Consider the following 21,087-nt stretch of genomic DNA (forward strand, 5'->3'; position numbering starts at 1 on the left):
GGTGAATTACGCAGGGGTCAGCTTGGCATATTCCAGCAATAACCACTTCGTGCCGGTACGGCCGAATCTGACCTCAACGCGGGCGTCCGCTCCGTGACCTTCACAATTGACTATCACCCCCGTGCCGAACTTGGCGTGAATCACGTTCTGTCCTATGCGCCATTGGGATGCCGCGGTATCCCGAATATTCGATGCGCGAGCTTGAGCACCATAATCAGTTTCCTGGATAACCCGGCCTGGACCTTGCCTCCTTGTCCCCCATTCCTCGTTCATGAGCGATGTCTTCTGCACTGGCTGAAGCCACTTGAGCAAGCTATCCGGAACTTCGTGCAGGAAACGTGAGGGAATATTGTAGCGGGTCTGGCCATGCAACATGCGGCTTTGAGCAAAACTCAGATACAACCGCCGTCGGGCCCGGGTCAACGCTACATACATTAAACGTCTTTCCTCTTCCACGCCTCCTGCTTCGTTGCGACTGTTGTCGTGGGGAAATAAACCCTCCTCCAGTCCGCTCAGAAAAACGCTGTGAAATTCCAATCCCTTGGCTGAATGCACCGTCATCAACTGCAGCGCATCCTGGCCGCCACCGGCCTGATGCTCACCCGCTTCCAGCGATGCATGGCTTAGAAATGCCGTGAGACTATCATCTTCGGCTTCATGCACAAAGCTGGTGGCGGCATTGATCAATTCATTCAGGTTTTCCAGGCGATCCGCCCCCTCGCGTTCAGCACGATAATGCGCCACTAGTCCGCTACGCTCCAGCATATGTTCGACGACTTCCGGTAACGGCAATTTTTCGCAAACTTGATGCATCGATTCGATCAATACGGCAAACCCCTCGACCCCCTTCTTTGGCTTATCCAACCATGGATTGCCGTCAAGCCTGCCCGTGGCTGGGACGGAAACTGCTCCACTTCTGTATTTTGACAGCATTGCCGCCCATAAACTTCCTCCCTGCCGCTTGGCCTCGTCCTGCAACTGCTCCAGGCTGCGCATACCAATACCTCGCACGGGGAAGTTGATGACCCTGAGCAACGCGTTGTCGTCTTCGGGATTTGCTATCAGGCGCAAATATGCCAAGGCATGCTTGATTTCCTGACGTTCGAAGAAACGCATGCCGCCATATACCCGGTAAGCCAATGAAGCATTGAACAAGGCGTGCTCCAGTACGCGCGATTGTGCGTTGGAACGATAAAGCAATGCTATTTGGGACAGTGCCACGCCCTCGGCACGAAGCGATTTTACTTCGTCCACGATGAAAGAAGCCTCATCGAAATCGGTCGGGGCGTTATACACGCGCAGCGGTTCGCCATGGCCTTCCGAAGTCCACAGATTCTTGCCAAGACGACTGCTATTGTTGCGTATCAGCGTATTGGCCGCATTTAGAATATTGCCGTGAGAGCGATAGTTCTGCTCCAGCTTGATGATTTTAGAGATGTGAAAATCTCTCTCGAAATCCTTCATATTGCCGGTGTTCGCACCACGGAACGCATAAATGCTCTGATCATCGTCGCCAACCGCAAACACCGCGGCCCGGTTGCCGGCGAGCAGTTTTAGCCATCGATACTGCAAGCGATTGGTATCCTGAAATTCATCCACCAGGATATGGGTAAAGCGGCCACGATAGTGCTCGCGCAGATGTTCGCTGCGAGTCAGCAACTCATAACTTCGAAACAGTAGCTCAGCAAAATCCACCACGCCTTCCTTGTTGCACTGCTGCTCGTAATACAGGTAAAACTCAGTCATCTTGCGCGTGAAATCGTCACGGATTTCGACCTGTGATGCTCGAATCCCTTCTTCCTTCGCGTTATTGATGAACCATTGCACCTGGCGTGACGGGAATTTTTCGTCGTCCGCGCCGAGAGCCTTCAACATACGTTTGATCACCGCCAACTGATCGGCGGAATCCAGAATCTGGAAGGCCTGCGGCAACCCCGCATCCTGATGGTGGGCACGCAGCATGCGGTTGCATAGACCGTGAAAGGTACCCACCCACATGCCACGCGTATTGACCGGCAGCATGGAGGAGATCCGGGAAAGCATTTCCTTGGCTGCCTTATTTGTGAAGGTAACAGCCAACAGGCCATGGGGACTGACTAGACCGGACTGGATCAAATACGCAATACGTGTGGTGAGTACCCGCGTCTTGCCACTGCCCGCGCCTGCCAGCACTAGCGCTGACTGATGTGGCAGGGTAACGGCTTCAAGTTGTTCGGGATTCAGTTCCGACAGTAGGGAAGACATGAGGAGAAAACTGTTTCCGGGAAGTATCGCCGGAATTATTTGGACGAGGAGAAAATAGTTGAACGGGCAATCCGCATTGCAGATTACCCGCTAATTCAAATTCAAAAAGTACCTTTTGGCAGCGCCTATCCGGCTATATGCTCCGGCTTTTCGCGACGAGATCCAGAATCAGTGGCGTTAATATCAATTCTATGGACAGTCCCATTTTTCCTCCCGGCACGACGATGGTATTGGGACGCGACATGAACGAGTTATTGATCATGGCAAGAAGGTAAGGAAAGTCGACGTGCTTGGGATCACGGAAGCGAATCACGACAAAGCTTTCATCCAGGGTCGGAATATCACGTGCGATAAAAGGGTTGGACGTATCAACCGTCGGTACTCGCTGAAAATTGATATGGGTACGCGAAAACTGCGGCGTGATGTAATGCACATAATCGTGCATGCGGCGGAGAATGGTATGGGTCACCGCCTCCGCCGAATAGCCACGCGCGTTCATGTCACGATGGATTTTCTGGATCCATTCCAGATTGACGATAGGCACGACACCCACCAGTAAATCCACATACTTTGCCGCATCGGCGGTATCGCTCTTGACTCCCCCATGCAAGCCTTCATAAAACAGCATATCGGAACCAGGCTGTATCGCCTTCCAGGGGGTAAATGTGCCGGCCTTCTGCTGATAGGGCGCGGCCTCTTCGTCATTGTGCAAATACAGGCGTGTCTTGCCACCTCCGCTCTCGCCATATTCCTTGAATAGCGCTTCCAGTTTCTCGAACTCATTGGCCTCGGGACCGAAATGACTGATGGGATGACCACCGTCTTTCTCCGATTCCGCGACGGCTTCCCTCATCGCATCACGATCATAACGATGAAAACTGTCGCCCTCTACCACCGCAGCAGTCAGTTTCTCGCGGCGAAAAATATGCTCGAAACTATTCTTGACTGTCGATGTACCGGCACCTGACGATCCCGTAACAGCGATAACAGGGTGTTTTTGTGACATACAAACGCTCTCCTCAGACAATAAGATAATAGGATGTTACGGTATTCTTCACGCCGGTAATTTGCGGACATCAGCAAACGTTTTTACGGCATTGTTCTTTTAACCCCGGAGGTTTCATAAATTCGCGCGATGATTGCACAGGATTTTGTTTTATAGGGGAGTTTTGTGAAAGAGCGGCGTAGTTATTCAACGTCCGGCTGAACACAATTTCCATACGAAACAAAAGATCGGTGAGGACGCGTGGATTTATGAAATATTCGGGTTAACATGATACCTGTTTTCCTAAAAATTTTGGTGGGAATAGATAAAGATTCGCGCCTTCGAATCGCTGTAATGGTGGGCACTGATGTATACGCTCACAGAAAAAGTGTCTGGGCTGATGACTCGGGATTCCAGATAAAATGTGCCACGTTCCGCAATGAGTACTGCGGATACAAGATCGAATCGCCGCGCGACCAGACTCGATCCGGCATAGCTTATTTTATTTCTGAACCCGCTTGCCGAAGGCCGGTTTGACATTCGACCTGGTCTGACATAGAATTCGCGGCTTTATTGAAATAAGCAAAGGCGGATGTTGTGAAAACCTTTTCGGCCAAACCCCATGAAGTAATCCACGACTGGTTCGTGATCGACGCGGCGGACAAGGTGCTGGGCCGCCTCGCTGCAGAAATTGCCCGTCGTCTGCGGGGCAAGCATAAGCCCATCTTCACGCCTCATGTGGATACCGGCGATTTTATCGTAGTGATCAATGTCGATAAGCTGCGCATCACCGGAAACAAGATGGAAGACAAAACTTATTATCGTCATACCGGCTACCCCGGCGGTATTTACGAAACCAGTTTCGCTAAAATGCATGCGCGATTCCCCGGACGGCCTCTGGAAAAAGCGGTCAAAGGTATGCTGCCAAAGGGTCCGCTCGGTTATGCCATGTTAAAGAAACTTAAAATCTATGCCGGTGCCACGCATCCGCACGCGGCGCAGCAACCGCGACAACTCGAAATCAGGGCTTGAGATTATGGGCACAACGTATAACTATGGGACCGGTCGTCGCAAAAGTGCGGTGGCGCGGGTATTCATCAAACCTGGCAGGGGATTGATCACGGTCAATGACAGACCGGTCGATGAATTCTTTTCCCGTGAAACGGGCCGCATGGTGGTTCGTCAGCCGCTCGAGTTAACCGGGAATCTTACGAGCTTCGACATCGTGGTCAACATCCATGGGGGCGGCGAATCAGGGCAGGCTGGCGCGGTGCGTCATGGCATTACCCGCGCCTTGATTGACTTTGACGCCACACTCAAGCCCATATTGAGCAATGCTGGTCTGGTAACGCGCGACGCGCGTGAAGTGGAACGGAAGAAAGTGGGGCTGCGTAAAGCGCGTCGGCGTAAACAATTTTCCAAACGATAAGTTTTTTTACATATCCCATCCTAAAAAGCCGCCTTGTTTCTGGCGGCTTTTTTACTTGTTGCTTATAATTCTGAATCCGTGGGTTGCAAACTGACCGCCAGCACCCACGTAGGCTCGGAGGGCACCCAATGTGCATTTCCGGGCCAGCCTAAATCCGTAGTTGGATTGGCAGGTCGCCAAGGAACAGATAGGATCGTTGATCTACCGGTTGTGTTTCTAAGTACTCGGCTAATCGAACCAATTAAACAATGACACCTCTAAAAAATGCAAGATCTGGGACAAGTCCTCTTGTTCAATCCATAACCGGGGGCATGGGCAGGATTGTTGATATGGAAAGCTGGATATGCAACATCGCATTGGCATTTGTGGAGACTCGGATGGAGAGTCCTGTTCTACGCATAAAAACCTGGAGATTTTATGCTTAAAGTTGGTATTGTAGGCGGGACCGGTTATACCGGCGTGGAGTTGCTGCGAATTTTGTCGCAACACCCCGAGGTAAGCATACAGGCCATCACCTCGCGCAAAGAGGCCGGGATGGCCGTCGCCGAGTTGTTTACAAGCCTGCGTGGACGGATACCGCTAAAATTTTGTGATCCTGCCGAAGCGGAGCTGGATAAATGCGCGGTTGTGTTCTTTGCGACGCCAAACGGCATTGCCATGCAACAGGTCAGGTCGCTACTTGATGCGGGGGTACGGGTGATAGATCTCGCCGCTGATTTTCGTATCAAGGACATAACGGTATGGGAAAAATGGTATGGGATGACGCATGCTTGTCCTGATCTGGTGGAGGAAGCGGTTTATGGCCTACCCGAAATCAATCGTGAGCGAATCAGAAGCGCGCGGCTCATAGCAAATCCTGGCTGTTATCCCACTGCGGTGCAGCTCGGATTTCTGCCCTTGATCGAGGCTGGTATTGTAGACTTGGAGCACCTTGTTGCCGATGCCAAGTCCGGCGTCTCCGGCGCGGGACGCAATGCGGAAATACACACATTATTTGCCGAAGCCTCTGACAATTTCAAAGCCTATGGTGTGCCCGGACACCGGCACCTGCCTGAAATCAAACAAGGATTGTCTCATGTGGCGGGAAGACCGGTAGGATTGACATTCGTCCCGCACCTCACTCCCATGATCCGGGGCATTCACGCTACGCTATATGGCAGACTTAACAAGGATGCCGATTTACAGGCTATATACGAAAAACGCTATGCCGATGAACCATTTGTCGATGTGCTTCCGGCAGGCGCGCATCCCGAAACCCGTTCAGTGCGCGGCTCCAATTACTGTCGTATCGCCGTCCATCGTCCACAGGGGGGTAATACCGCGGTGATACTCTCGGTAACGGATAATCTCGTCAAGGGCGCTGCGGGACAGGCTGTACAGAACATGAACCTGATGCTCGGTTTTCCGGAAACCCTTGGTATCGATTATGCCCCGTTGCTGCCTTAGCCGCCTCATCGGCTTGCAGGGCCGGAGCAGAAAAATGGCCGGGGGAAAGCAAGTTCTGACGTTTCTTAAGGCCAGCAATCGTTATTCTATTGATCGAGAAATTGACGAAATATTGGCAGGCTGGATGCTTTCGCAATCCATTTCCTTCAAGACCCGCAGGCTGCCGATATTCTTCCAAACCTCAGTGTCTCGCTATCATAACAGCGTAAACTGAAGGCCATGATCAAAACGCCTAAAAGAAGGTCTGGCATTTTTGCGCCGCGCGTAGCGATACGTCCGCAAAGGCCGGAATACCTGCGCTGGCTGGCTATCGGACTCCTTACCGCGCTCGCATTGGCTCTAGCCTGGGGTATGTACGAGGCGGGGCATCAGTTTACGGGCTCTGATAAAAATGAGCCAGGCCATGAGTTGGATCGGTTATCTCGGTTAAACAATCGCTTGCAACAGGATAATGACGAGCTACGCATGAAGGTGGCCGGACTTGAGCACCAATTGCAGATGGACACCGCCGCGCGTGAAGACATTACCAAGCATGTTAAAGCCCTGGAAGATGAAAATATTCGCTTGAAGGAAGATGTCGCATTTTTCCAGAATCTTGGGTCGGTCACCGGAAAAACCGAACAACGCGTTTCGATTAGTCATTTAAAGCTGGCGCGCGGCCAGTTGCCCGGAGAATATCGTTACAGCCTACTACTGGTCCAGGGCGGGCAGCGCTCCAAAGATTTTCAGGGTAGTCTGGAATTTGTTGTCAATTTCCGGCAGAATGGTGAAAAAATGGTCACACCTCTTGCCAGCGAAAGTCCATCAAATACATTTGACGTTAACTTCAAGTTCTACCAGCGAGTGGAGAGAAGCTTCCGCCTGCCGCCAGATGCCTTAGTGGAGAGCATGCAGGTAAAGGTATTTGAAAAAGGCGTGACGCAGGCGAGGCTAACGCAGACCGTTAACCTATCCTTGTAAAGGAGAAAAAATGTTTGGAAAGAAAACATCCGCGCCCCAAAATCAGATTGACTCGCTTATTGGTGCAGGAACCCATATCGAGGGCAATGTCAATTTCAGCGGAGGGCTGCGCGTAGACGGTCATATAACGGGCAACATTACCGCGACTGGCGACAGGCCCAGCACTCTCGTGCTGAGCGATCAGGCGATCATTGAGGGGAAAATTCAGGTTTCTCACGCGGTTATTAATGGCACCGTAACTGGTGCCATATACGGAAGCGAGTATGTGGAATTGCAGCCTAAAGCCAGGATCTTTGGCGATGTACACTATAAAAGCATGGAGATACAGCTTGGCGCAGCGGTTGACGGCATGCTTCATCATCTGGATAAAACGCAACCCGACAATAACGTAGTGGCGTTGATACCCGCTGCCCATGCTGATTGACGTTTATTCGACAGCAGAGCATAATTTTGTCCCCCTAATAAATTTATATGCGGGAAATTCAATATGAATGCTGCAACCGCGGAAAATTTAGCCTCTGAAATGCAAGCCTCATTGATCTTTACCGATAGCGCGGCAAGAAAAGTCAGAGAGTTGATTGAAGAAGAAGGGAATAATGATCTCAACCTCAGGGTATTTGTTGCGGGTGGAGGTTGCTCCGGTTTTAAATACGGCTTCACTTTTGACGAACTGATAAGTGAAGACGATACGGTAATGGAAAAGAACGGCGTAAAGCTGCTGGTTGACGCTATGAGCTTTCAGTACCTGGCCGGGTCGGAAATCGACTATCAGGAAAATGCCGAGGGCGCCCAATTTGTCATCAAGAATCCCGGCGCTTCGAGCACATGCGGTTGCGGATCTTCATTTTCCGTCTAACCCGAATCCGGCAGTTTGGATGGGTTGTATGGTTTTATTTAAAAAGCGGGAGCCATGGCTTCCGCTTTTTATTTGCAGGAAAAATACCGATGACGTCGCGGAAATAAAACATGCGTTCAACATGGATAGATCGCACCCAGCAACCGGGCGCCCCGAGCGCCGGTAACTGAGGGAAGGCTGGCGGGAACGCCCAGGAGAACTTGCCGCGCCAGCCAGGCAAAAGCAAAGGCTTCCAGCCAGTCGGCATCAATGCCAAACCTGTCCGTCAATTCCACCTTCCTGCCTGGCAACGCTGTTCGTAATCGTGCAACAAGCTGGGCATTACGCGCGCCACCGCCACATAAATAGATTTCCTCAGCCTTTGGAAAGTGAGTAAGCACCGCGTCGGCAATTCCAGCCACAGTCAGTTGTAGTAAAGTTGACTGTACGTCCACCGGCTCCTCAGCTCCCGATAAGCAGCTTTCCAGCCAGTCTAGATTGAATACTTCCCTACCGGTGCTTTTTGGCGGGGGAATGGAGAAAAACGGAAGTGCCAGGAGCTTCTCAAGCAACTGCGGGATTATTTTGCCGGATCCAGCCCATGCTCCGTTTTCATCATATGATCGGCCGGTATGACGCAAGCACCACGCATCCATCATTATATTGCCGGGACCGCAATCGAATCCGGCAACCTCGCCGGTCGGCACAAGGCTGGTCAAATTGGATATTCCACCGATATTGGCAATGACACGGTGAACTCGTGGATCTTTGAACAAGACTTGGTGAAATGCCGGAACCAGAGGAGCGCCCTGCCCCCCCGCCGCGATGTCACGACTCCTGAAATCGGCCACTACAGTGATACCCGTGAGTTCAACCAGCAAGGCGGCGTTGCATAGCTGAATGGTGTAGCCCCTGCCCGATTCAGGACTGTGACGCACGGTCTGGCCATGGCAGCCGATGGCAGCTACCTCCTGAGGCTTTATGCCGCATTTATCCAGCAAGCCGGCCACAGCCCCTGCATAATGACGGGCCAGTTCATTGCCAAGCATGGCCGCGCGATGCAGCTCATCATAATCCGAATGATTCAGATCCAGCAAACGGCTGCGAAGATCTTCGCCGTAAGCGAGATAAAACGTATATAGCAGAGAGGGGGGGGAGGGACCAAAATCAGCGAGCACCGCATCAACGCCGTCCAGACTGGTGCCGGACATAATGCCGATATAGTAAGTGGTTTCCAAATCCGTTCGCCTGCGCACCCTGTTATCTTCTGCCTCAGGGAGAGGGTAGAAGTAGGTGAGAAATAAAGGGTTGGCTAGTCCAGAAAGGCCAGGCTGGTGCCGCGCAGCATATCCAATCGAGCCATCAGCGGCTTCGTGTATTCATAGAATGCCGGCATATGCCTGGGTGAGACGGGATTAGCGGTGGGCATGGCTATTCGTGTGGGATCACGTTGAACGCCGTTGAAGCGAAATTCATAATGCAAATGAGGGCCGGTAGCCATCCCGGTTGCACCCACATGACCAATGACATCACCCTGGGTGACACGCTGTCCCGAGCGCAAGCCTTTGGCAAAGGTCGATAGATGACCGTAAACGGTCGAGTACTGCCCATGGTGTTGCAGGATAACGACATTACCATAACCGCCCTGCCAGCCGGCAAACAGCACCGTCCCATCCGCGGCAGCCTTCACTCTCGTTCCGGTGGGTGCGGCGTAGTCAATGCCGCTATGAGCGCGCCATGTCTTCAGGATAGGGTGGAAACGTGCGCTGGAAAATCCCGAGCTGATGCGGGAAAACTCCAGTGGCGAACGCAAGAAGGCTTTTCGCAGATTTTTTCCATCGGGTGTGTAATAACCACTTTCACCGTTATCCGCCTGGAAATAGACTGCCCGATGAGGCGTCCCCTGATTAATGAACTCCACCGACAGTACCCGCCCGGGCCTGGCGGGTTCGCCATTACCATAAAGGGAGTCGTAAACTACTGTAAAGCGATCGCCCTTACGCAAATCCCGATGAAAATCAATGTCAGATGCCAGAATATCGACAATCTGCGTAGCAACGCTTTCAGGCACACCCGCGCCATCGACGGCTGCGAACAATGAACTGTTTATCACACCGGATTTCATCTGAATGTGTGTCTCCAGTTTAACCGGCTGTTCACTTACCTTGAAAGCGCCATCAATCTTTTCCATTACCAATTGCTCGCTGCCACCGGGAAAATAGCGCAGTAGCAGCAATTCACCCGCCGCAGTAGTCTGCACATGGATGATTTTGCCGGGTACCAATTGATGCGTGGCTTTGATATTCCTCGAATCGCGAAGGAAGCCGGCTGCATCCTGATTATTCACTTCGAGTCGAGACAGCAGGGTCGCGATTGTGTCGCCGGCCTGGATCCGTTCCTGACGCCAGAACGTCATATTTACATCGGCAGGCGGAAGGATTTCGGGGATTTCGGGGAGCTCGAGACCACGGATTACTTCCTCGACCGGGAGATCCTCCGGCGAGGTATCTGGCGCAATACCAAAGGCAGCCACCATTCCAAATAACGGAAAACTGGATAACAGAATTAGCCAGCGTAGTCGTTTTTTTGTCAGAGTAAGCGGTTTATGCGCTAAAATGTTGGTTTCGTTGCCCGGCATGCTTGCCTCACTTTTGAGAGTGTGAAGTTTAACATAAAAATTGCTTCCTATATCGACGGTAGGGTCAATATGTCACATACGGGAGAGAAGATGATCTGCTTGCTTGCAGCCGGGCCGAGCATGGGTGCCGAAAGGCGGGAATACGTCGCGAATATTCGCCCTTTCGGCATAAATCAGACTCTTCGGACTCTGTCTCGCTGGTTCAGCAATACAAACCATTTAGTCTCTCTGAACGTTTTATTGCCCTCAAGGAGAGCGCTTGATGTCCACGGAAGACTTGACGCTTGATCTTTTGGCGTACCACGCCTTCCCGCTTCTGGCATCCGCCCTAAGGTCGCGGAAGGATGCCGTCCTTCAGGCATGGGAAGCCGCCGTGGTCCAGACACTTCCTGCCGCCGATGCGCTCACTCTTCAGAACCTTCGCAACTCGGTACCTTTGATTCTGCAAGAGATTGCAGACGCATTCGCTTCGGAAGAGCCGCTCACCACGCGTGAGCTCATAGAAGGCAGCAAAATGCATGGTGAGTCCCGTTTTCAAGGAAATTACAATATGCATGAGCTGGTCGTCGAGTACCGGCTGCTGCGCCGGATCATCATCGAGCAAGTCACCGAAGCAATGGATGAATTGCTGGATATGCGCAGTAATATTGCGCTGAACATGGCCGTGGACACTGCACTGCAAAGCGGAGTCGTCAGGTTTATCGAGCACCTGCAACAGCAAAATAGAACCACCACCGAGGTTCAGGCCAAGTATCTTTCATTTCTTTCGCATGATCTCCGGAACCACCTTCACCACGCGATGCTTCATGTGCAGTTGCTCGCTGGCAGGCTTACTCAAGTGCCGGAGCTCGCGGATAGCGTCGCGGATCTGGAATCCGTCAAGCGCGCGATACTCCAGACGACCGCCGGGATGGATCGGCTTCTACAGTCGGAGCAGTTGCGGAGAGAACCTGTCCATCATACGGCGGAAACCGTGGATTTGAATTCGCTGCTCTCTGAAGTTGCCAGCCAGTTTGCGTATGAAACCAAATCCAAAGGAATAGAGCTGGATTTGGACGTGCCCGATGGAGCGCAGGTCATCAGTGACGAGGGGCTGCTGACGCTTGTATTGCAGAATCTGCTGGGTAATGCGGTGAAATATAGTTCAGGAGGCAGAGTAAAAGTGTTGGCCCGAAATAACTCGGATAAGGAAGACATCGATTGGGTACTGAGCGTTAGTGATCAGGGGCCGGGAATTGCACCGGAAAACCTGAGTCATTTGTTTGATGCCTTCCGCCGGGGTGACACGTATGGTCAGCCAGGCATAGGCTTGGGACTCGCCATCGCCTCGGAAGCGACCCGGCTTTTGGGCGGGAAACTGGAAATCGAATCCGAGCTCGGGGCTGGTTCCACGTTCCGGTTAATGCTCCCCAAGAAGGAAGGATCAGCATCAAAGCGTGAGTCAGGTCAATAAACCGTGAAGCCAACGTTGTCTTACCATTTCGACCACCCCACGCAGCTGGTTCGCTCGTTTCGCTCTTGTTTGACCATCGTTAAGCCATAAGCTTACCCTGACAAGAATCAACAATTAAGGCCCAAAATGGGTTCTCCTGCCCACCTTGAGTGAATTGCGCCCCTTCGTTCCCATAGAATCTGACAACATGATTGATTGAAGTGTCAAAAAATACGCTCCGCTCGCAATTAGCCCTCTCTTTTCTACTCGGCGCAATGACTGTTCTCGGTTTTGCGCCGTTTTATCTTTTTCCAGTTCCGGTTTTCACGCTCGCACTGCTATGCCATTTCTGGCGCTTAAGCACAACACCCCTGCGCTCGGCCTTGCTGGGCTTCACCTTCGGTATGGGCTTGTTCAGCGCGGGTGTAACCTGGATTTATGTCAGCCTGCATGATTTCGGTGCAATGCCAATGCCGGCCGCGGTGCTTGCGCTGGTCGTTCTGTGCGCCTATCTCGCCTTATTCCCGGCATTGACAGGCTGGATATTGAGGAAGTTACGCATTAGCGCGCCCATCGTCTGGTCGTTGAGCGCAGGTGCGTTATGGGGACTCTCCGACTGGCTGCGCAGCGTATTGTTCACGGGTTTTCCATGGCTGACGCTGGGCTATTCGCAAGCACCGGCCAGCCCGTTGGGAGGCTATGCCCCGGTGATAGGCGTCTACGGCGTATCGCTGATACTCGTTCTAAGCGCGGCGCTGGCATGTCTATTTCTTGAAAAGCGATTCCGGGAATGGCGTTATCTGCTGCCTCTTCTGGCAATCTGGATCATCGGTGCCGGCTTGCAGCAGATCCGCTGGACTGAACCGCAAGGCGAACCGGTCACAGTGAGTCTGCTGCAGGGAAATATCTCGCAAGATTTGAAATGGCGAGAGGACCAACTCATTACTTCGATGGACACCTACGCCAGACTCGTGCTGGAAAGCAGCAGCCGCTTGATTATCACGCCTGAAATTTCGGTACCGCTATACCGCGACGAGGTACCGTCGAGTTATCTGGCGCAACTCGCTACCCATGCCAAACAGAATAATGGCGATGTTCTTGTCGGCATGGTCGAGGCCCCCGGCGGACGCAGCGAATACTACAACACCATGTTCAGCTTTGGCACATCCCCCGATCAGAGCTACCGCAAATACCATCTGGTACCGTTTGGCGAATTCATTCCATTGAAATCTGTATTTGGCTGGGTCATCGATGTGCTGAAAATCCCGTTATCAGATTTTTCGCGCGGAGGGCTTGACCAGCAGCCCATGAATCTAGCCGGGCAGCGGGTTGCCGTGAATATTTGCTACGAAGATGTCTTTGGGGAGGAAATAATCAAGCAATTGCCTCAAGCCACCCTCCTCGCCAACGTCAGCAATGACGCCTGGTTTGGCCGGTCCATCGGCCCGCGGCAACACCTTCAGATTTCGCAAATGCGTGCAATGGAAACGGGACGTTACATGCTGCGCGCCACCAATACCGGCGTTACCGCCATTATCAACGAACGCGGCATCGTATTGCAGGAAGCGGAAGTATTCACCACAACCGCTCTGCACGGCATGGCGCAAGGATACACGGGTGCGACGCCTTATATCCGGTTCGGCAATCATCTGTTATTCGTCCTCGCCGGTGTGTTGCTGACTGCCAGTTTGTTGCCGATTTTTCGCGGCGGACACAAAAACCTGTAAAATCCCGGCGTTGATAGACATTAGTCATCGCCGCAATTTGCTCAAGCGTCCTCATGCTCACATTCCAGGAAATCATTCTCACTCTGCAGCATTATTGGGACAAACAGGGTTGCGCCCTGCTCCAGCCCTATGACATGGAGGTCGGCGCCGGCACTTCGCACACCGCCACCTTTCTGCGCGCCCTCGGCCCGGAACCCTGGAAAGCCGCCTATGTGCAACCTGCACGCCGGCCCAAGGATGGGCGTTATGGCGAAAATCCAAATCGTCTGCAGCATTACTACCAGTTCCAGGCCGTGTTGAAACCCGCACCCCCTGATATTCTGGAACTATACCTTGGTTCGCTGGAAGAACTCGGTTTTGATTTGAAGCAAAATGACATTCGCTTTGTCGAGGATGATTGGGAAAATCCAACGCTCGGTGCATGGGGTTTGGGATGGGAAGTATGGTTGAACGGAATGGAGGTAACGCAGTTTACCTATTTTCAGCAAGTCGGCGGATTGAACTGCAAGCCGATTACGGGCGAGATCACGTATGGCCTGGAACGGCTCGCCATGTACTTGCAAGGTGTGGAAAACGTGTTCGATCTGACATGGACGACGGGTCTGTCCTACCGCGACGTATACCATCAGAATGAAGTCGAGCAATCGACCTACAATTTCGAGCATAGCAATATAGATTTTTTGCTGAATGCCTTTGCCTGCCACGAAACGCAAGCCCGGTATCTGGTGGAACATGGGCTGGCGCTGCCAGCGTATGAACAGGTGCTGAAAACCGCGCATACCTTCAATCTCCTGGATGCACGCGGTACCATTTCCGTTACGGAACGTGCAGCCTATATCGGGCGAATTCGCGATCTCGCGCGTAGCGTCGCGCAAGCCTATTACGAGAGCCGCAAACGGTTGGGTTTTCCCATGGCGCCCCGCGAGTGGGTCGAGCATATGACGGAGAAGACCGCTTGAGTAACGCAACCAGAAATCTGCTGATTGAGTTGCTCGTTGAGGAACTACCACCCAAATCACTCAAGAGACTGGGTGACAGCTTTGCGGAGGCGATGACTGCAAGCCTTAAAGCCCGGGGCTTAGCGGGGAATGATATTGCCATTACGGCTTTCGCCTCGCCGCGTCGATTCGCGGTACACATTAAAAACGTGGCTGCGCAGGCGCCTGACAAATCCGCTTCACTAAAATTGATGCCGGTCTCAGTGGGCCTGGACGTTAACGGGCAGGCCACACCCGCACTACTCAAGAAAATAAGGGGTCTCTGCGGCGATGCGGCGCATACGCCGATACCCCAGCTTAAACGAGCGTTGGACGGCAAGGTGGAAAGCCTGTTCTTCGACAGCATAGTAAAGGGCGTGACGCTGGTGGAGGGCTTACAGCAGGCACTTGATGAAACCCTCCTCAAGTTGCCAATTACCAAAATGATGACCTATCAACTGGCCGACGGCTGGAGCAGCGTGAATTTTGTGCGCCCCGCGCACGGTTTGGTCGCTCTGCACGGCACGGATATCATACCCGTCAGCGTTCTTGGTTTAACCGCAGGACGAGAGACACAGGGACATCGCTTTGAAGCGAAGGTCAAGACGATAATCCTGAAGGATGCCGATAATTATGAGGTGCAACTGACAAACGAAGGTGCGGTTATCGCCAGTTTTCCGGTGCGGCGTGACGAAATCATTAGGCAGCTTAAGGCCATCTCGGCTGAGACAGGCCTGCAACCAGTCGAAGACGAGGCCCTCCTGGATGAAGTAACTGCGCTGGTCGAATGGCCAAATGTTCTGGCGGGAAAATTTGACCCGGCATTCCTGGAAATACCGCAAGAGTGCCTGATTCTGACCATGAAAGCGAATCAGAAATATTTCCCGCTTCTGAATGCAAACGGAAGGCTCTCCCACCAATTCCTGATCGTTTCGAACATCCGTCCTGTTGACACCAGTCAGGTAGTCGCCGGCAACGAGCGCGTGCTGCGCTCACGACTGGCCGATGCAAAATTCTTTTTCGACCAGGATAAAAAAAAGACATTGTATTCGCGTGTTGCTGGGTTAAGCAAAGTGGTTTATCACAACAAGCTCGGTACGCAGGCGGAACGCGTGGAGCGGATTTGGGCAATCGCACAGGCGATTGGTCTGCGATTGGGCGGTAACGAGCTGGCGGCGCAAGCGGGCGAGGCAGCGAATTTGTCCAAGGCGGACTTGCTCACGGATATGGTAGGCGAGTTTCCCGAGCTGCAAGGTATCATGGGCCGCTATTATGCCCAGCACGACGGGTTGGCGGATGATATCGCATTCGCTATCGAAGACCATTACAAGCCACGATTTGCAGGCGATGAATTGCCACGTAATATGACCGGACTCTGCGTGGCATTGGCGGATAAGCTGGAAACGCTGGTTGGCATGTTTGGCATTGGACAGATTCCGACCGGGGAAAAGGACCCCTTTGCGTTACGCCGTCACGCCTTGGGCGTGACTCGCATGCTGATGGAAAAGAAGCTCGAAATCTCTCTGGAAGAAATAATAGACATTTCAAGCGAAGTGTTCTCTAACCGGATTAATTTCGGCGATGCCGAATCTTATCAGCTGCATAATTTCATTTATGAAAGAATGTCCGGCCAACTGCGCGAACACGGGTATTCATCGCAACAGATTGAAGCGGTTATGGCCAAACGGCCACAGTTTTTGAACGATATTCACCAGCGCCTTGCCGCCGTGCGTGCTTTTTCCGCTTTGCCCGAAGCTGGAAGCCTCGCGGCTGCGAATAAACGGGTGAGCAATATTTTGAAGAAAGTAGAAGGCGAAGTGAGCGATACGATAAATGTCGATCTGTTGCGAGAGCCTGCCGAGCAGGCATTGCATGCCGTACTCAATGCGGTAATGCCAAAAGCGGATAGTGCTTTCAGGCTGGGAGAATTCAGCCTGGCTTTGCAAGAGCTTGCGGTGTTGAGAACACCGGTGGATACCTTCTTCGACAACGTGATGGTCAATACGGAGGATACCGTCTTGCGCGCCAATCGTCTTGCCCTGCTGGCCCGGTTGCAACAGGAAATGAATCGTGTAGCCGATATTTCCAGGCTGGCGACTTGATATGGGCCACCTATCGTGAAACTGGTCATTCTCGATCGCGACGGCGTCATCAATTATGACAGCGACGCCTTCATCAAAACGCCGGACGAATGGAAGCCGATTCCCGGCAGCCTGGAAGCGATTGCACGCCTCACCCAGGCAGGCTATCGGGTCGTGGTCGCCACCAACCAGGCCGGCATCGGCCGGGGGCTGCTGGACATGGCGGCACTCAACGCGATCAATGACAAAATGTGGAAAGCTGCAAACCAAGCGGGCGGACGCATTGATGCGATGTTCTTCTGCCCCCATGCTACCGCGGATAATTGCGATTGCCGCAAGCCCGCGACCGGAATGTTCAAGGAAATTTCGCAGCGTTTCGGTCTGGAGTTGAATGATGTGCCCGCCATAGGTGATTCATTGCGTGATTTGCAAGCTGCGGCGGCGATCGGTGCGATTCCGGTTCTGGTGCTGACCGGTAAAGGAAAGAAAACGAAAGCGGGAGGCGGACTGCCGAAAAACACGCGGATATTTCCTGACCTCGCGGCAGCTGTCGACGCGCTGACGGAATGAATATGATCCTGCCGATGCTGCGTTCAATGCTATATAGTCTATTGCAGATCGTCATTACTCCATTTTATTTCCTGATTGTATTCGCCGCCTTTCCGCTATCGCCCATCAGCCGCTATCGCATCACTTCCGGCTGGGCGCATCTGATGCTGTTTCTGCTGCGCATCGTCTGTGGCATACGGTATCGCGTTATCGGTGCGGAGCATATTCCGCAAACACCCAGCATCATCCTGTCCAAACATCAATCGGCATGGGAAACCCTCGCGTTTCAGCAGATCTTTCCGCCCCAGGTGTGGGTCCTTAAAAAAGAACTGCTGCGCGTTCCATTTTTCGGGTGGGGATTGGCAATGAACAGTCCCATCGCAATCGATCGCAGTTCGGGAAAGGCGGCGCTGAAACAAATCGTCGAGCAAGGGAAGGACCGGTTGAAGCAAGGTTTCTGGATCGTGGTTTTCCCTGAGGGCACGCGCATTGCGCCGGGGAAAAAAGGCAAATACCACATTGGCGGCGCATGGCTCGCCACCCATACCAGCGCACCGGTCGTTCCAGTCGCGCACAATGCGGGAGAATTCTGGGGCAGGAATGCTTTTATCAAGCATCCTGGCATGATTACAGTGAGCATCGGCGTGCCGATAGATCCCACAGGCATGGAACCCGGCGATCTCAATGCCATAGTGGAAACCTGGATCGAAGCGGAGATGATTCATATCGGCGACCGGAATCAGGAAGTATATGACGAAAGCAAAGTTATCCCGGTCTCCGAAGGATAAGCAAGCGGCGTTCGCGGGAGAAATCCGCCGTGTCAGCCTGAACGGCAAGGAAGTCGCTTATACGCTCAAGCGCTGCAAACGTAGAACGATCGGTATGAAAATAGATAGCCGGGGTCTAACTGTTCGTGCTCCGTCGAGAGAGTCATTGCATTGGATCGAATCGGTATTGCAAAACAAGGCTGACTGGGTAGTGGAGAAACTCGACGAATGGAAAACAAGAGAGTCGAGCGAACCGGTATGGGAGGAAGGGGCCATTTTCCCGTTGCTGGGCGAACCCTGGCAGTTGTCGACGACAACTACCGGAATTGCACAAATGACTCGGGCAAAGGTAAGGACTGGAGTCGAAGATAGGCAGATGCAATTGCCGCTGCCATCCGTACTGACCTCCCGTCAAATTGAAAAAATTGTGATGGACTGGTATCACCATAACGCACTGACCTGCTTCAGCGAACGAATCGCGCTATATGCGGATAAGCTCGGTGTTGCGCTACCGCAGCTGCGCCTGTCTCGCGCCCGAACCCAGTGGGGCAGTTGCAACGCACGTGGAGTTATCCATCTCAACTGGCGATTGATACAAATGCCGCTCAAGCTGGTGGATTATGTGGTTGCACATGAATTGTCGCACCTCATCGAAATGAATCACTCGTCCGCCTTCTGGCAAACGGTGGGACGTATCTATCCGGATTATGGCGCGGCGCGAAAGGAATTGAAGAGGCTTGGATGAGCAGCATCCGATATGCTGCTCATCTTGTACAGGTATGATTCGTGGATACCGCTCGATAAAAAAAAGTGACGGACAACAAGATCCAGAAACTACTTCATTAGGTTCGCTTCGTTAGGTTCAACTGTTCAAGGAGTTTGGCGACGCAGACTTCCAGGCACTAAAAAATACAGAGGGGCAGCTCGCCCCTCTGTGTCTCAGGACCGGTTCTATACAAGGACCTTGCGACGGCGTGCCATAAAGCCCATCAAACCCAAGCCAGCCATGAGCATGGCATAGGTTCCAGGTTCGGGGACAGGAGAAGATATATTGATAAAACTCTCACTGCCGCCACCAGTCGCGAACTGTTGTACATGCAAACCGATGCGCAAGTCGCCGGTTTCGCCATTGTTTGGAAGTGCGAGCGCGCTGATAACATCGCTGTATGTCTGACCGCCCATTAAGTTGAAATCAATGGCAAGCCATTCATCCTGGCTAACACCGTTGTGCGAGACGGGTGCATTGGAATCCGCCAGAAAGCCGGCGGTTGTCACAAATGCGGGGCTGATGGAGTCGCCGCCGGGAAGATTAGGCGGACTGGCCCCTTGCGAGAAATTCACTCCCGATGAATATGTAATGGATGCAATCCCTAGAAGCGTACCGTCGTCGAAGTAGACATCGGTCAGGGAAGAAGTGGAATTATTGGTAAAATTGAATCTTACCTGACTGCTGCCAAGATCTATCACTTCAACCTTCAGGTTTGCTTCCCCATCCACCTCGGCTCCCGTGTTGTTATGGGTGATATTTGCAAAACTATAAGATGTCGATGCCGCCGCGTATCCGAGTGGCTGATAAACCGATATTGCGAGGGCAAACAGCAAGCCCGGCAATGGTCTTAAGTAACTCATGAATGACCCTCCCAAGAATTTGGATTCGAAGATTTATGTTGTAAAGAAATGCGTACCAGCATTCTGGCTATCTGCGCACACACGGGCTTCAGCAGTCCTTGCGCTGCAACAGATCCTGGATTTTCCGGCCCCGGCTCATGACAGGTGTGGCTTTACGGTACGTCAAAAGCTTAACGGGGGAAAATGACAGCAGGTACTTCTTTAGAATTCATAAGCATGAGCTTTTAGGTGCATGCCTGGATTCTACCGAGTACAGGACGAAATATTTTTGGGGTCGATCCGGCAGGCTTGAGAGAGGAGGTATTGGAGACGCAGTAAATAAACAAGACCTATGCTCTTGACCATACAAACGTAAGCGGTATCGCTAGACTGCTTTGTATCGAAAACAGAAGTTGGTGCTGCCCGATAGAAGCGGCTGATCTCAATCCAGTGGGTAACCAAGTGCCAGGAAAAAACTCTCGAGCACAAAAACGAAAAGCTACAGAGGAGCATCCGCCTCTCTGTAGCTTAAGGTAAGGCCCGTTTAAGAAATCTTGCGACGACGCGCCATGAAGCCCATCAGCCCCAAGCCGGCCATGAACATGGTGTAGGTTTCAGGTTCAGGTACCGGCATAGCCTGGAGAACACCGCCGTAGCTGCCGCCAAAGCTACCCGTAACATCGCCTGCCACGATAAATTTGTAACCCAGGGCGGCAGGCAAGGTGGCGAAAACAGAAAGCGTGTTGTCCGCAGGGTTAGTCTGGTTATCAATATCAAAAGTCGTAACACCGGTTGCATCGGTAAACTTGATTGACATATTTGATAGTTCAAACTCGGGTCCGGGAAAGAGCGGGATATCCAGATTGATCGTGACAGCCGTACCGACCGTAACAGACTGAGGCGCTATATCAAAAACATACGTGTCAACAAATGACGAGCCGTAGGCTATCGCCGAGAAGGTGTTACCGATGGTGTACGTTTGACCGCTCAAATTTCCCAAGTAACCCGGCCCCACGGCGGATGCAGAGCTTATATACCCCGCCAGCATGAGTCCCAATAATGATACTTTCATATGATTCATTTTAATAAATCCTCTAATAAAATAAGTTAATTTTCCATTTTTTTAATAAATGATGTACTGGCATTCCGGCTATCTGCGTGCAGATGGGCTTCAGGCCTTGCGGCTTTGGCAGATCCTGGATTTTCCGGCCCCGGCTCACAGCGGGTGTGGCTTTACGGTACGTCGGAAGCTTAACGTGGGCAAATGACAGAAAATACTTTGCCACGATTTATATGCATGAGCTATTAAGCGCATGCCATGGAGGAAAACACTTCTCAGTGCAAGGTAAATGAAGCCATTGCGGCGCGCAATGACGCTGTCAATCATTTGAATAAAATTCTCTCTGTGA

The 21,087-nt window shown here is 52.3% G+C and carries 19 protein-coding genes; 13 read left to right on the forward strand and 6 right to left on the reverse strand.

Annotation, left to right across the window (positions count from 1 at the left end; genetic code table 11):
* Positions 1-6: 6 nt before the first annotated feature.
* Positions 7-2,244: a UvrD-helicase domain-containing protein gene (locus tag SQ11_RS01055; RefSeq protein ID WP_041512265.1), complete on the reverse strand. Its 2,238-nt coding sequence runs from the start codon at positions 2,242-2,244 to the stop codon at positions 7-9.
* Positions 2,245-2,377: 133 nt separating this feature from the next.
* The gene (locus tag SQ11_RS01060) at positions 2,378-3,250 is read right to left on the reverse strand and encodes a phosphoribulokinase (protein ID WP_041512266.1); all 873 of its coding nucleotides are present in this window, start codon (positions 3,248-3,250) and stop codon (positions 2,378-2,380) included.
* Between the two features lie 576 nt (positions 3,251-3,826).
* Between SQ11_RS01060 and rplM the strand changes: the two genes are divergently transcribed.
* From rplM to erpA, 6 genes are all read left to right on the forward strand, one after another.
* Positions 3,827-4,261, forward strand: coding sequence for a 50S ribosomal protein L13 (gene rplM, locus SQ11_RS01070; RefSeq protein ID WP_041512268.1), 435 nt, complete (start codon positions 3,827-3,829; stop codon positions 4,259-4,261).
* Between the two features lie 4 nt (positions 4,262-4,265).
* On the forward strand, positions 4,266-4,658 hold the full coding sequence (gene rpsI / locus SQ11_RS01075; RefSeq protein ID WP_041512269.1) for a 30S ribosomal protein S9: 393 nt from the start codon (positions 4,266-4,268) through the stop codon (positions 4,656-4,658).
* Positions 4,659-5,075: 417 nt separating this feature from the next.
* Positions 5,076-6,104, forward strand: a complete 1,029-nt coding sequence (argC, locus tag SQ11_RS01080) for an N-acetyl-gamma-glutamyl-phosphate reductase (RefSeq protein WP_041512270.1) — start codon at positions 5,076-5,078, stop codon at positions 6,102-6,104.
* A gap of 219 nt (positions 6,105-6,323) precedes the next feature.
* Positions 6,324-7,064, forward strand: coding sequence for a DUF6776 family protein (locus SQ11_RS01090; protein ID WP_041512272.1), 741 nt, complete (start codon positions 6,324-6,326; stop codon positions 7,062-7,064).
* 10 nt (positions 7,065-7,074) lie between these two features.
* Complete coding sequence (locus tag SQ11_RS01095) at positions 7,075-7,488, forward strand: polymer-forming cytoskeletal protein (protein ID WP_041512273.1); 414 nt, start codon at positions 7,075-7,077, stop codon at positions 7,486-7,488.
* A 63-nt stretch (positions 7,489-7,551) separates the two neighbouring features.
* On the forward strand, positions 7,552-7,920 hold the full coding sequence (gene erpA, locus SQ11_RS01100) for an iron-sulfur cluster insertion protein ErpA (RefSeq protein WP_041512274.1): 369 nt from the start codon (positions 7,552-7,554) through the stop codon (positions 7,918-7,920).
* 116 nt (positions 7,921-8,036) lie between these two features.
* Here the strand turns inward: erpA and SQ11_RS01105 are convergent, their stop codons facing one another.
* On the reverse strand, positions 8,037-9,137 hold the full coding sequence (locus SQ11_RS01105; RefSeq protein ID WP_084226673.1) for an anhydro-N-acetylmuramic acid kinase: 1,101 nt from the start codon (positions 9,135-9,137) through the stop codon (positions 8,037-8,039).
* Between the two features lie 74 nt (positions 9,138-9,211).
* The gene (locus SQ11_RS01110) at positions 9,212-10,537 is read right to left on the reverse strand and encodes a M23 family metallopeptidase (protein WP_041512275.1); all 1,326 of its coding nucleotides are present in this window, start codon (positions 10,535-10,537) and stop codon (positions 9,212-9,214) included.
* A 262-nt stretch (positions 10,538-10,799) separates the two neighbouring features.
* On the opposite strand from SQ11_RS01110, the gene SQ11_RS01115 reads away from it, so the two are divergent.
* The 7 genes from SQ11_RS01115 to SQ11_RS01145 all read left to right on the forward strand — a co-directional run bounded on the left by SQ11_RS01115 (position 10,800) and on the right by SQ11_RS01145 (position 18,815).
* Positions 10,800-11,990: a HAMP domain-containing sensor histidine kinase gene (locus tag SQ11_RS01115; RefSeq protein WP_052493904.1), complete on the forward strand. Its 1,191-nt coding sequence runs from the start codon at positions 10,800-10,802 to the stop codon at positions 11,988-11,990.
* A gap of 254 nt (positions 11,991-12,244) precedes the next feature.
* Positions 12,245-13,696: an apolipoprotein N-acyltransferase gene (lnt, locus tag SQ11_RS01120; protein ID WP_052493905.1), complete on the forward strand. Its 1,452-nt coding sequence runs from the start codon at positions 12,245-12,247 to the stop codon at positions 13,694-13,696.
* Positions 13,697-13,749: 53 nt separating this feature from the next.
* Entirely contained in the window at positions 13,750-14,655 is a 906-nt protein-coding gene (gene glyQ / locus SQ11_RS01125) for a glycine--tRNA ligase subunit alpha (protein ID WP_041512277.1), read from the forward strand.
* Entirely contained in the window at positions 14,652-16,775 is a 2,124-nt protein-coding gene (gene glyS / locus SQ11_RS01130; protein WP_041512278.1) for a glycine--tRNA ligase subunit beta, read from the forward strand. The genes glyQ and glyS overlap by 4 nt, the downstream gene beginning before the upstream one ends.
* Before the next feature lie 15 nt (positions 16,776-16,790).
* Positions 16,791-17,324: a D-glycero-beta-D-manno-heptose 1,7-bisphosphate 7-phosphatase gene (gene gmhB, locus SQ11_RS01135; RefSeq protein WP_041512279.1), complete on the forward strand. Its 534-nt coding sequence runs from the start codon at positions 16,791-16,793 to the stop codon at positions 17,322-17,324.
* Complete coding sequence (locus SQ11_RS01140) at positions 17,321-18,091, forward strand: 1-acyl-sn-glycerol-3-phosphate acyltransferase (RefSeq protein WP_198140763.1); 771 nt, start codon at positions 17,321-17,323, stop codon at positions 18,089-18,091. The genes gmhB and SQ11_RS01140 overlap by 4 nt, the downstream gene beginning before the upstream one ends.
* Complete coding sequence (locus SQ11_RS01145) at positions 18,054-18,815, forward strand: M48 family metallopeptidase (protein WP_052493907.1); 762 nt, start codon at positions 18,054-18,056, stop codon at positions 18,813-18,815. The genes SQ11_RS01140 and SQ11_RS01145 overlap by 38 nt, the downstream gene beginning before the upstream one ends.
* Before the next feature lie 206 nt (positions 18,816-19,021).
* Here the strand turns inward: SQ11_RS01145 and SQ11_RS17765 are convergent, their stop codons facing one another.
* Together SQ11_RS17765 and SQ11_RS16270 are read right to left on the reverse strand one after the other, a co-directional pair.
* Entirely contained in the window at positions 19,022-19,699 is a 678-nt protein-coding gene (locus SQ11_RS17765) for a PEP-CTERM sorting domain-containing protein (RefSeq protein ID WP_041512280.1), read from the reverse strand.
* Between the two features lie 523 nt (positions 19,700-20,222).
* The gene (locus SQ11_RS16270; RefSeq protein WP_052493908.1) at positions 20,223-20,759 is read right to left on the reverse strand and encodes an FxDxF family PEP-CTERM protein; all 537 of its coding nucleotides are present in this window, start codon (positions 20,757-20,759) and stop codon (positions 20,223-20,225) included.
* Positions 20,760-21,087 lie beyond the last annotated feature (328 nt).

The organism is Nitrosospira sp. NpAV (assembly GCF_000832065.1).
GTDB lineage: Bacteria > Pseudomonadota > Gammaproteobacteria > Burkholderiales > Nitrosomonadaceae > Nitrosospira.

Excerpts from the sequence above, each read along its gene's own strand:
- SQ11_RS01055 (WP_041512265.1), bottom strand. The coding sequence starts at position 2,244 with ATGTCTTCCCTACTGTCGGAACTGAATCCCGAACAACTTGAAGCCGTT.
- SQ11_RS01060 (WP_041512266.1), bottom strand. The coding sequence starts at position 3,250 with ATGTCACAAAAACACCCTGTTATCGCTGTTACGGGATCGTCAGGTGCC.
- rpsI (WP_041512269.1), top strand. The coding sequence starts at position 4,266 with ATGGGCACAACGTATAACTATGGGACCGGTCGTCGCAAAAGTGCGGTG.
- argC (WP_041512270.1), top strand. The coding sequence starts at position 5,076 with ATGCTTAAAGTTGGTATTGTAGGCGGGACCGGTTATACCGGCGTGGAG.
- SQ11_RS01090 (WP_041512272.1), top strand. The coding sequence starts at position 6,324 with ATGATCAAAACGCCTAAAAGAAGGTCTGGCATTTTTGCGCCGCGCGTA.
- SQ11_RS01095 (WP_041512273.1), top strand. The coding sequence starts at position 7,075 with ATGTTTGGAAAGAAAACATCCGCGCCCCAAAATCAGATTGACTCGCTT.
- erpA (WP_041512274.1), top strand. The coding sequence starts at position 7,552 with ATGAATGCTGCAACCGCGGAAAATTTAGCCTCTGAAATGCAAGCCTCA.
- SQ11_RS01110 (WP_041512275.1), bottom strand. The coding sequence starts at position 10,537 with ATGCCGGGCAACGAAACCAACATTTTAGCGCATAAACCGCTTACTCTG.
- SQ11_RS01115 (WP_052493904.1), top strand. The coding sequence starts at position 10,800 with ATGTCCACGGAAGACTTGACGCTTGATCTTTTGGCGTACCACGCCTTC.
- lnt (WP_052493905.1), top strand. The coding sequence starts at position 12,245 with ATGACTGTTCTCGGTTTTGCGCCGTTTTATCTTTTTCCAGTTCCGGTT.
- glyQ (WP_041512277.1), top strand. The coding sequence starts at position 13,750 with ATGCTCACATTCCAGGAAATCATTCTCACTCTGCAGCATTATTGGGAC.
- SQ11_RS01140 (WP_198140763.1), top strand. The coding sequence starts at position 17,321 with ATGAATATGATCCTGCCGATGCTGCGTTCAATGCTATATAGTCTATTG.
- SQ11_RS01145 (WP_052493907.1), top strand. The coding sequence starts at position 18,054 with ATGACGAAAGCAAAGTTATCCCGGTCTCCGAAGGATAAGCAAGCGGCG.
- SQ11_RS17765 (WP_041512280.1), bottom strand. The coding sequence starts at position 19,699 with ATGAGTTACTTAAGACCATTGCCGGGCTTGCTGTTTGCCCTCGCAATA.
- SQ11_RS16270 (WP_052493908.1), bottom strand. The coding sequence starts at position 20,759 with ATGAATCATATGAAAGTATCATTATTGGGACTCATGCTGGCGGGGTAT.